We start from the raw sequence: 9,596 nt of genomic DNA on the forward strand, positions 1-9,596 counted from the left end.
GCTAGGATGTAAACTTCGGTACCGACGGAATGCCGAACGTGCCCGTAATGACGCCCAATATGCCAAACACGCCGAAAATGATGACGAGGCCGACCAAGCCCCAGAGAATGGAACTCCTTCCCTCTTCCCGCGCGGTCTCGTCCCCGGCATTCGCAACGAACTTGAAGACGCCCCAGAGGAAGATGAGAAATGCCGCCGCAGCGATAAGCATGAGGAGCGGATTCACGATCTGCACCACGACGGTCTTGAGGAAATTATTCAATACGTCCATAGGCATAAGAATAACACAAAGCCCCGGCCAGCGGCCGGGGCTTTGTGTTAAAACGCCGGGAGAAACTAGAAGTCTGCCTGCGGAAGCGGAGGCGTCGCGTTATTGGTCGAGAAGGTACCTACGAGGATATTCACGAGGCCCCAGATCGAGACCATAACGAAGAAGCCGATAAGGCCGTAGAGCATGAGTTTCTTGCCCTTTTCCTTCGCGTCTTCGTCGTTCGCCCCGATGATGAAGACCTGGAAAGCGCCCCAGATGAAGACGATGAAGGCGACGGCAAAGAGCACCGGCACCAGGACGTTATTGATGATATTGATGACCGTGGTACCCACATCGGATACGCTTGAGATAGTGGCGGCACCGGCAAGGAGCGGCGTCAAAAGTGCGATTGCGGCAAACGGCGCGAGGTATTTCTTCATAATGGTGATATTCGTATAATGGCTCCCCGGCGTTGAGCGGAGTTCCCCTTATTCTAGCTTGCCTTCGCCCCAGGGCAAGCCGCGTCCCTGATTCGTGTGGATAAGAACCTTAAAGGGTCGGGTAGTCGGGCCGCGCGTATCCTCCAAGGCCGAGCGTATTGGAGAGGATATTGACCAGGCCCCACAGCGAGAACATCACCACGAAACCGATCAGCCCCCAGAGGATGAACTGCCTTCCTTCCTTGCGCTTGTCCTCGTCCGCACCGCCCACGATGAAGTAGTTGAAGACGCCCCAGAGGAATACAAGGAAGGCGATGGTAAACAGGATGGGTACGAGAATATTGTTGATGACCACGAGCACAAGATCGCCGTAGTGGCCGAAGGCGCCCGCATTAACAACCGACACCGTCGGCCCCGGGCTTATCTGCGGAGTCCCGTCTCCCGTGACAGGATCGATCGCCGCAGCCGCATAGGAACAAAGCGGCGCCCCAAGAACCAGAAGCGCGATCAGGAAAGGAAGATATCGTTTCATACGGGATTAATAAGAAGTCGGATAAGCCGGATGGCGGTACCCGCCAAGATCGAACGTGTTAACGAGTATGTTGACCAGCCCCCATACCGAAAGCATGACGAAGAATCCGACGAGGCCGTACAGGATATACGTGCGGCCCGTCTCGCGTTTCGTTTCGTCGTCCGCGCCCAGTATGAAGTATTGGAAGACGCCCCAGATGAAGACGATGAAGGCGACGGCGAAAACGAGGGGAACGGCGACATTGTTGATGAGGCCGAGAATAGTACCGGCGATGCCCTGGAGGTTGCCGCAGTTTCCTACGCACAGCGAGAATGAGAATCCCATATGGTTTAGTATTATAGCGCGATTATGCTAAGGCCGATGCGTATCAATCCCCAGACCCCGAACATGACCACAAGCCCGATCAGCCCCCAGAGGATGAACTGCCTTCCTTCCTTGCGCTTGTCCTCGTCCGCGCCGCCCACGATGAAGTAGTTGAAGACGCCCCAGAGGAATGCGAATCCCGCAAGCGCAAAGACGACAGGAATGACAATCCCGCCTATGATGGCTACGATCGAATTGACGAGTTCGGCAAAGGTCATATCAGGTGCCAAGCGCCTGTACCGTCGCCTGGATTCCGAGCGAGATCGCCTTGGCGCCAAGGAGAATGAGCGCTCCGACGACCGTCCACAGGAGCGCCTCGCGCGCCTCCTTTATTTTTTCTTCCGCTCCCTGCGCGGTCACGAATTTGAAACCTACGTAGACGAGCATCAAGACGATGACGATGCCGCCGATCTGTATCACGAGGTCGAGGACGGCATTGAGGAAATCCGGAATCGTCGAAAAGCCGAGAGGATTCGTAAGGCCGCTTCCGCCTCCCCCGCCGCCTGGAACCGTTCCCGCCGGACGGCATACTCCCGCCACGCAGGTATCAGTGCCGGTGCAGGCAGGCTTGCAGGCTGAACCGCCGGGAACGGTACCGGCCGCTTGGCATTTGCCGTTGACGCATGTATCGGTACCGGTGCAAGCAGGAAGGCAGGCGGAGTCGGCGGCCTGCGCAGGAGCAGGTACGAGGATAAACACCATGAGAAACGCGACCGTGGCCGGAACAATAAAATACTTGCCTGTAGCGTTCATGATTTTCATTGTATCGCCTGAGTCAGCGCGCGCTCGGCGGAAACAAGGGCTTCGCTTAGGGATACGCGTCCGGTAATCACGTCCATAATCATAGCGCCGAATATGCGGTCCGTATCCTCGGGCGCTGGGGACAGCCATCCCCGGCTTATAAGCGCTTCGCGATAAAAGACCGAAGCGAAAGGATCGGCGGGCTCGGTTCCAAGAAGCGACAGGCGTGCGGGCGCAAGCCCCGTGGCGCCCGCAAGCGCGGTCATAACCGCGGGATCCGCGAGCGCGACGGCGGCGCTATAGGCACCGGCGGGGTTCGGACTCCCTTTGGGGATAGCGAACGCGTAGAGGTCGCCGAACGTAATCCGGTTCACGGCATTCCCCGTCTGCGGCAAGGCCGCGACATCGAAATCGAGATTGGGATTCGCCGCACGCAGGAACGGCGCATCGGACGCGAAGCCGATATACAGCGCGAGATCGCCGGAGACGAACGCCTGCCTTGAATCCGGGAGCGACCCGTTCCAGGTATAGGAAACTTTCGAAGGATCGGCGAACTGGGTGTAGTAGCGCACCACGGCCTCCCCGGGAGAGACGCCGCCAAAGCTTTGCGTCTCGGCGCCAAGCGATGCCTTGAGGCCGAGTGTCGTGCGGGCCGAGAGCGGTACTCCGCTTTGGAGAAAGAGCGCGGAAAGAATAGCGCCCGCGTGGTCGACGTTGGCATAGGTTCCAAGACCGATGAGCCCGCGCTCGATGTTCCTCCCTCCGTCAAGCTGCGCCGTACGCGGCACGAGTCCGACAAGGGCCTCCCATGCCGACGGAGGAGCTACGATACCGGCGGACGAGAGAGTCGCGCGGTTGTAGTAGAGGACGAGCGGATCGACCGCGAGCGGAATGCCGTAGACCCCGTCGGACGCAAGGAAAAGCTGCCCTTCCTGCACGAACGCGTCGGTAAAGGCGCGCGCCGAAATCGAGCTGTACGGGATCGGTATAAGCTTGTCCTCAAGCGAGACGAGATGCTCCTGGCTTATGAGCACCAGGTCGGGGCCCGTACCCGACGCCAGAGCGTCGACGAGTTCCCGTTCGAAGGTCGCGGGCTGCTTGCCGACATACCGTATGCCCTTAAGCTCGGTATTCTGGCCCGTAATGTTCGCAAGAGCCGGGGCGATCTCGTCCTGAGGGAGCGTGCCCCATATCGTCACCGTCCCGATGGAGCCGGTGCCGGAGGAGCCGGTGAAGGTCGCGAAGACGAAGATGCCGATTAGCGCGAGGAGGACAAACGCGCCGATGATTCCCGCCTGGAAAAATGAGATCTTCATGTTAGGGAGCGGTAAATACGATGCCGTAGTGATGGGGGCCGGCGCTGAACTTCTTAACCACATGGAAACCGGCGGCGGCAAAGACCGCTTCGGCCGCTTGTTCGTTCACCACGTGTGAAGGGTCCGGGCCGAGCCCCCCGTACGCTCCGGCCCAATCGATGACCAGAAGCTTCCCTCCGGGCTTAAGAATACGGCGCAGTTCGGCCGCGACTATCGCCTTCTCTTTTATCTGAAACAGCGTGTTGGAAAGAATCGCACCGTCGACCGCCTGATCCCGAAGCGTGGTTCCGCGCGGCTTCTCGATATCGCCCCATACGGTTTCTATGGTCCGCACCCCCTGCTCCCGCGCCGTTCCCTGAATGCGCTTCAGCACATCCTCCTGAACATCGATCGCATATACCCGCCCGTCCACCCCCACGGCGTGCGCCGCGGCAAGGGAATAGTGTCCGCTCCCCGCCCCGAGGTCCGCCACTTTCACTCCTTCCCTGAGGCCCATCTGCAGTACGTTCGTCTTCGGATCGGCGAAATTCATGCGATCAGTATAGCAAGAGCGCCCGCGCTGCTGGCGCATAGTCAACAGCATATAAAAACAGGCGGTCTTTCGGCCGTCCGCGCCACAAGCATTGCTTCCGGGAGCGAAACGGCCCGGCGATTAATGAACGGTCGCCGCGGTGCCTTCAAGAACCACGCGCCCGGTCTTATAAAGCGACACATCGATGCTTCGTCCGGGAGCGACCGGAACCGCAAATGTTTCGAGCAGTTCCGCGGCGGGCGCATCGGTTTTGTGCCGCTCGTTAAAGCCCGTGATGCCGGCTACGAAATCCGTCGCGGCCATATCCGGGTCCTTGAGCGCTATCACCAGCTTCGCCGCTTCCGGAGAGAAGCGGTAGAGAGTGGTCATGTGCGCTTCCATCTGCCCGCGCTCGAGCATGAGCTGGTCGGCTGATTTTTCGATGGGCGCGAGCGTGCTCGCAACGGAAGCGGGTTCCGCCTTCTTTTCGCTTGGCACAAGCCTCCGAATCAGTCCTTCAAAGGGGTTTGCCATCAGCTAACGGTAGCACGAACCGAAACGATGGCGAAAAGCCGCTTCAGGGTGTATAAGTAGCGCGGTTAGGAAAGAAGGAGAACAGCATCATGTCCGAAGTATTCCATGTACATACCTTCGCAGGACTGAACGGTCCGCCCGTTCTCGTCGCCTGCTTCTGGCACCCTGTGCTCCTGACCGGAGGTATCGGGTTTTGCATGAAGCAAGCCGATGCGGAGAAAATCGCGGCGACAAAGTCCCTGCCTGAAGGAGACCGCACCAGTGTCTTGAGCGCGCTCAAGATGCTTCCGAAAAGCAGCCCGGAGTTGGCGTTCACGTTGAGGGGTCGATATACAGGGTCGTTTATCGGTCTCGTCAACGACTTCAAGCCACTCATCGGTCGCATCGTCGCCCGTCCGCACACGAAACCGGTTTTTTGGGCCATGTGGCCTCCGGACGCCGATGGGACGGCCGAAACGACACTGATGTGGTTCACCCCAAGCAAAGGTTACGAGGTCGGCGTCGTTTTTTCCGTCGAACAATTCGAAGCTCTTGTCCACGAACTCGATTCGGCCAATTTGCTCAACGACCAGCTTCGAGCTGAGTTCAAGGCGAACAAGTGGCGCGTCGAAGCGCGGCGCGGCGAAGTGTGGGAGCCTATTCGCGTCACCGGATCGCCAGCCCGCATCATCTGCATCGGCTCGATGGTTATAGAACGGGCGAAGATGTAAGTGAGTCGCTGCCTCCCTGAAGCCGCCGGGCATTCCTGCCCGGCGGTCTTTCTTTTTCTCCTAGCTATGCGAGTACGTAAATATCTATCACCGGTTCCTCATACGGATGTACGCGTTTGATGGCCGCGATCACCTTCTCAACGAGTTCGTCTTCGCAATTCACTTCTATTCGCTCCTCTTCCACTTCCTCGGGCTTCCCCGCTTCCCCGATGGCCGGACTCGCGCCTTCCTGTGGTACAAACCTGCCGACGCCTTTGGTACTGAAACTGCAGAATGCATAGTTACCGATTTTTCCCGCACCTGCTTCTCCCATCGCTTGCCGGACCGTATCGGCAACTTCACCCGCGGGTGCCGTGACGACGATTTTCTTCATGTATGTATGTTAAAGCGCCACCATCGACGCGATTGAATCGCCCTCGTAGAGCCGCATGATACGCACGCCCTGGGTCGCGCGGGAAAGCGACGGCACTTCCTTGGCGGTGATGCGGATAACCTGTCCCTTTTTAGAAACAACGACGATTTCCTCATCCGACACGTCCTTCCCGAGAAGCACTTTCGCGCCGATGATCTCGCCCGTCTTCGGTGTCACCTCTGCCGTCTTGATGCCGGAACCTCCCCGGCCTTGCACCTTGTATTCGGAAAGCTCGGTCGACTTGCCGTATCCTTTCGACATGATGACGAGGAGGGACGCGTCCTTGGCTGCGGCCGAAATCACTTCCGCGGAAACGACCGTGTCGCCCTTGCGCACGCTCATGCCGCGCACGCCTCCGGCGGTCCGCCCCATCGCGCGCACGTCGCCCTCCTCGAAGCGGATGCTTTGGCCCTTGGCGGTTACGATCGAAACGCTGTCGCTCTCTTCGGCAAGATGCGCGGCAACGAGCTTATCGCCGTCCTTGAGGTTGATCGCGATGATGCCCGAGCGGCGTACATCCGCGAAGGACTTTGCTTCCACTTTTTTCACAATGCCGTTTGCCGTCACGAAGAATACCGACAAGGCGTCGCGCTCGGCGCCCTTGGGGACCGGAAGTACCGAAGTCACCTTCTCGTCACCGGCAAGCGGAAGGAAGTTCATCATGCTCTTTCCCTTGGTCGCGCGCTTCCCTTCGGGGATCTCGTACATCTTGAGCTGGTATGCCTTGCCGTAGTCGGTGAAGAAGAGGAGGTCGGAGTGCGCCGAGGCCGCGAGGAAGTGCGTCACGACGTCCTCCTCCTTGGTCGAGAGGTCGACGACGCCGACGCCGCCGCGCTTCTGCGTCTTGTATTCCGACGGGTTCGTGCGCTTCACGTAGCCTCCGGCGGTGAGGACGAGGACGGACTCCTCGTCCGGCACCAGGTCTTCGACGGAGATGTTCTGAACCCCGCCTTTGACGATCTTCGTGCGGCGGTCGTCGCCGTATTTCTCGCCGATAGCGACGAGTTCCGTCTTCACGACCGCGAGGATGTTCTTTGCGGAAGAGAGTATCTTCTCGAGCTTCGCGATAAGCGCCTGGACCTCCGCCAGTTCGTCCTCGATCTTCTTGCGCTCGAGGCCCGCGAGTTTCGACAGCCGCATCTCGAGGATCGCCGCCGCCTGAAGCTCCGAAAATGCGAATTTCTTCTGGAGCGCGAGGGACGCGGCCGGGACATCGGCGGCTTTCTTGATGATCGCGATGACCTCGTCGATATGGTCGAGCGCTTTCGAAAGTCCGAGGAGGATGTGCTCGCGCGCCTTCGCCTGCCGGAGATCGAATTCGGTACGCCGCTTCACCACTACTCTCCGGTGTTCTATGAAATTCTCGAGAATGCCCTTGAGCGAAAGCGTCTGCGGCACGCCGTCGACGAGCGCAAGCATGTTGTAGTGGAAAGCGCTCTCGAGCTCGGTGTGCTTATAAATCGTATTGAGGACGGCCTGCGGGTGCGCCGTGCCTTTGAGCTCGACGACAATGCGGGTCTCAAATGACGTCGTCGACTCGTCGCGCAGGTCCCGTACGCCCTCGAGCTTCTTGTCGCGCACGAGATCGGCGATGCGGGTGATGAGGTCGGCTTTATTGACGCGGTACGGGATCGAGGTGATGACAATTTTCGAATCCTTCTTGCCGTCGTCGACGATCTCCGCTTCGCCGCGCACCACGACCCCGCCCCGTCCGCTTATGTACGCCTGCCTGATATCGGCCTGGTTAAAGGCAACCCCCCCGAGCGGGAAATCCGGGCCTTTGACGAATTTGAGGAGGTCCTCGGTCGTCGCCTCGGGCTCGTCGATGAGGTGCACGGTCGCGTCGACCACTTCCCGCAGGTTATGGGGCGGTATTGCGGTTGCCATGCCGACCGCGATACCGAGCGTGCCGTTAAGGAGAAGGTTCGGCACGGCGGCGGGAAGCACGGATGGCTCCTTACGGCTCGCGTCATAGTTGGGGTTCCATTCGACCGTGTCCTTGTCGAGGTCGTTCATGATGTCCTCCGCGATGCGCGACATCTTGGCCTCGGTATTGTGGTTTATGAATCCGTTAGCGACAAAGGAGTGGCACTCGCTTCGCACCCGGATCGAATACACAGGAGCTGGTGCCTCGTTCGTTACGGAAGCCACTACATCGAACAAATACCGGTGGCGCGAGAGTTCGCCGAACAGCGCCTCGACCGTCGGACGCACATGCGGCAGCACGGCGGAGGCGACGAGCGGGCCATGTTCGGCAAGCGCGGTGTATCGGTCGAAATTATGCTTGCGTACGAATCTCCCGATACCCTGATAGCTCGGCGGTGCAAGATGCGAACGCACGTATCCTGCGATGAACGGCACGTAGTCGGTAGCCGATGAGTCCTTGGAGAGCCGCGCGATCGCTTTGCCAAGCTTCGTTTTCTTGCGCGCGGAAACAAAACCGATCTCGCGCTCAAAGAGGCGGTAGTCATGGAGACCCCGTATATAGAGCTTTTCGATCGCGCGGTGGCAGTCGTGACGGCGCGTGCTTGCGATGCCAAGGCGCATAAGAACGACCTGCATTTCGTCGAGAAGCGCCGTGCTCTTAGATACGACGCTCAATTCCGTCATTTTCGACGAGAAGCTTATGCCGCCGTCGCCTTCAAAATACGCCTGAAGGAAAGCTGCGACGACTGGCTTCGGAGACCGCAGCACCGAGAACGGGATACGCTTTTCGGGCGATTTTACCGGCGCAAGCCCTATAGCGCGCAGAAACGCAATCACATATTGCGAGTGAATCTCGATGGTGTAGTACGGCTTCTTACCATAGGAAGACGGTTCGCGCCTGAAGTGGTGCAGGCGGCAGCCAGGAAACACGCGGGCGAAGCGCTCGACGAAGGCCTGGATGAGGTCGGGGTCGCTGTTGCAGAACTCCAACTCCTTTTCCTTGATGGTACCTTCCGATACGAGGAGGCCGAGGATGAATGCCAGGTCTTCGGTAAGCTCCGCAGGCAGCTGCTGTACTGTAATCCGTTTGTTCGCGACTTTCGGAACAAAGGGCGTGAGGGAGAGCGGGTGTTCCGGCCACAAAAGGTCGGGGGTCCGATCCATCACCACCACGTCGCCTTCGTCGATATCGGCAAGAAGCTTCCACGCGAAGCGGGGTACGCCAGTTGCCGGATCCTCGTGCCAGATAAGAAGCGGGTGGTTGCGGGAACCACGGATCCGGTATCCCCGATTGGTTTTGAGGGCTATCGTTGGATGAACGCCGCTATCGAACCACGCATCGGCCGAATTGATCCGGCCGTTCATCGAAATCACCCGCGCCTCGATTTCTTCCGTGCCGTCGTCGGATAGTTCCTTGATGGGAACCAGACCCTTATCTGTCGCAACAAGCGTGTCCCCCGTGACGCAATACCGCATGGCGGCTGGCGAGTCGCCGTCGATCGAGCCGAAATTGCCCTGCCCGATCACGAGCGGATAGCGGTGCGAGAAATCCTGCGCAAGCTTCGTCATCGCGTCATAGACGCTCGCGTCGCCGTGCGGATGGTATTTGCCGAGCACGTCGCCGACGACAAGCGCGGACTTGCGGAATTTCGCGCCCGCCGTGAGCCCAAGCTCGCTCATGGCGTAAAGGATGCGGCGGTGTACCGGCTTCAGGCCGTCGCGCACGTCGGGAAGCGCGCGGGAGGTGATCACGCTCATCGCGTAATCGACGTAGGAGGTGCGCATCTCGCCCGTGATGCTCTGCCCTATGATGCGCCCGCCAAGCGGTACGGCCGACTGTTCTTCCTTAGCCATGCAAGCC

12 protein-coding genes are annotated in these 9,596 nt (G+C 59.3%); 1 reads left to right on the plus strand and 11 read right to left on the minus strand.

Features of this window, described 5'->3' with window-relative positions; genetic code table 11:
• Window position 1: 1 nt before the first annotated feature.
• The 9 genes from WDN10_01615 to WDN10_01655 all read right to left on the minus strand — a co-directional run bounded on the left by WDN10_01615 (window position 2) and on the right by WDN10_01655 (window position 4,687).
• Window positions 2-271: a hypothetical protein gene (locus WDN10_01615; protein ID MEJ0053407.1), complete on the minus strand. Its 270-nt coding sequence runs from the start codon at window positions 269-271 to the stop codon at window positions 2-4.
• A 65-nt stretch (window positions 272-336) separates the two neighbouring features.
• Window positions 337-690 (minus strand): hypothetical protein, encoded by a 354-nt coding sequence (locus WDN10_01620; GenBank protein ID MEJ0053408.1) that lies wholly within the window; start codon window positions 688-690, stop codon window positions 337-339.
• A gap of 109 nt (window positions 691-799) precedes the next feature.
• On the minus strand, window positions 800-1,222 hold the full coding sequence (locus tag WDN10_01625) for a hypothetical protein (GenBank protein ID MEJ0053409.1): 423 nt from the start codon (window positions 1,220-1,222) through the stop codon (window positions 800-802).
• Between the two features lie 6 nt (window positions 1,223-1,228).
• A complete protein-coding gene (locus WDN10_01630) occupies window positions 1,229-1,546 on the minus strand; it encodes a hypothetical protein (GenBank protein ID MEJ0053410.1) in 318 nt (105 codons plus the stop codon).
• 11 nt (window positions 1,547-1,557) lie between these two features.
• A complete protein-coding gene (locus tag WDN10_01635) occupies window positions 1,558-1,803 on the minus strand; it encodes a hypothetical protein (GenBank protein MEJ0053411.1) in 246 nt (81 codons plus the stop codon).
• 1 nt (window position 1,804) lies between these two features.
• Window positions 1,805-2,338: a hypothetical protein gene (locus WDN10_01640; protein ID MEJ0053412.1), complete on the minus strand. Its 534-nt coding sequence runs from the start codon at window positions 2,336-2,338 to the stop codon at window positions 1,805-1,807.
• 5 nt (window positions 2,339-2,343) lie between these two features.
• Window positions 2,344-3,642 carry an extracellular solute-binding protein gene (locus WDN10_01645; GenBank protein MEJ0053413.1) on the minus strand — a complete coding sequence of 433 codons (1,299 nt, stop codon included), beginning with the start codon at window positions 3,640-3,642 and terminating at the stop codon, window positions 2,344-2,346.
• A 1-nt stretch (window position 3,643) separates the two neighbouring features.
• Window positions 3,644-4,174 (minus strand): methyltransferase domain-containing protein, encoded by a 531-nt coding sequence (locus WDN10_01650; GenBank protein MEJ0053414.1) that lies wholly within the window; start codon window positions 4,172-4,174, stop codon window positions 3,644-3,646.
• 120 nt (window positions 4,175-4,294) lie between these two features.
• Window positions 4,295-4,687 (minus strand): hypothetical protein, encoded by a 393-nt coding sequence (locus tag WDN10_01655; GenBank protein ID MEJ0053415.1) that lies wholly within the window; start codon window positions 4,685-4,687, stop codon window positions 4,295-4,297.
• Window positions 4,688-4,776: 89 nt separating this feature from the next.
• On the opposite strand from WDN10_01655, the gene WDN10_01660 reads away from it, so the two are divergent.
• Window positions 4,777-5,397 carry a hypothetical protein gene (locus WDN10_01660; GenBank protein ID MEJ0053416.1) on the plus strand — a complete coding sequence of 207 codons (621 nt, stop codon included), beginning with the start codon at window positions 4,777-4,779 and terminating at the stop codon, window positions 5,395-5,397.
• 64 nt (window positions 5,398-5,461) lie between these two features.
• Here the strand turns inward: WDN10_01660 and WDN10_01665 are convergent, their stop codons facing one another.
• On the minus strand, window positions 5,462-5,770 hold the full coding sequence (locus WDN10_01665; GenBank protein MEJ0053417.1) for a hypothetical protein: 309 nt from the start codon (window positions 5,768-5,770) through the stop codon (window positions 5,462-5,464).
• Window positions 5,771-5,779: 9 nt separating this feature from the next.
• A complete protein-coding gene (locus WDN10_01670; GenBank protein ID MEJ0053418.1) occupies window positions 5,780-9,589 on the minus strand; it encodes a DNA gyrase subunit A in 3,810 nt (1,269 codons plus the stop codon).
• Window positions 9,590-9,596 lie beyond the last annotated feature (7 nt).

The sequence above is a fragment of the bacterium genome (assembly GCA_037200965.1).
Lineage (GTDB): Bacteria > Patescibacteriota > Minisyncoccia > Phycocordibacterales > Phycocordibacteraceae > C7867-001.

What these genes read in the sequence shown, in the direction of transcription:
- WDN10_01615 (MEJ0053407.1), bottom strand. Translation starts at nt 271, where the DNA reads ATGGACGTATTGAATAATTTCCTCAAGACCGTCGTGGTGCAGATCGTG.
- WDN10_01620 (MEJ0053408.1), bottom strand. Translation starts at nt 690, where the DNA reads ATGAAGAAATACCTCGCGCCGTTTGCCGCAATCGCACTTTTGACGCCG.
- WDN10_01625 (MEJ0053409.1), bottom strand. Translation starts at nt 1,222, where the DNA reads ATGAAACGATATCTTCCTTTCCTGATCGCGCTTCTGGTTCTTGGGGCG.
- WDN10_01630 (MEJ0053410.1), bottom strand. Translation starts at nt 1,546, where the DNA reads ATGGGATTCTCATTCTCGCTGTGCGTAGGAAACTGCGGCAACCTCCAG.
- WDN10_01635 (MEJ0053411.1), bottom strand. Translation starts at nt 1,803, where the DNA reads ATGACCTTTGCCGAACTCGTCAATTCGATCGTAGCCATCATAGGCGGG.
- WDN10_01640 (MEJ0053412.1), bottom strand. Translation starts at nt 2,338, where the DNA reads ATGAACGCTACAGGCAAGTATTTTATTGTTCCGGCCACGGTCGCGTTT.
- WDN10_01645 (MEJ0053413.1), bottom strand. Translation starts at nt 3,642, where the DNA reads ATGAAGATCTCATTTTTCCAGGCGGGAATCATCGGCGCGTTTGTCCTC.
- WDN10_01650 (MEJ0053414.1), bottom strand. Translation starts at nt 4,174, where the DNA reads ATGAATTTCGCCGATCCGAAGACGAACGTACTGCAGATGGGCCTCAGG.
- WDN10_01655 (MEJ0053415.1), bottom strand. Translation starts at nt 4,687, where the DNA reads ATGGCAAACCCCTTTGAAGGACTGATTCGGAGGCTTGTGCCAAGCGAA.
- WDN10_01660 (MEJ0053416.1), top strand. Translation starts at nt 4,777, where the DNA reads ATGTCCGAAGTATTCCATGTACATACCTTCGCAGGACTGAACGGTCCG.
- WDN10_01665 (MEJ0053417.1), bottom strand. Translation starts at nt 5,770, where the DNA reads ATGAAGAAAATCGTCGTCACGGCACCCGCGGGTGAAGTTGCCGATACG.
- WDN10_01670 (MEJ0053418.1), bottom strand. Translation starts at nt 9,589, where the DNA reads ATGGCTAAGGAAGAACAGTCGGCCGTACCGCTTGGCGGGCGCATCATA.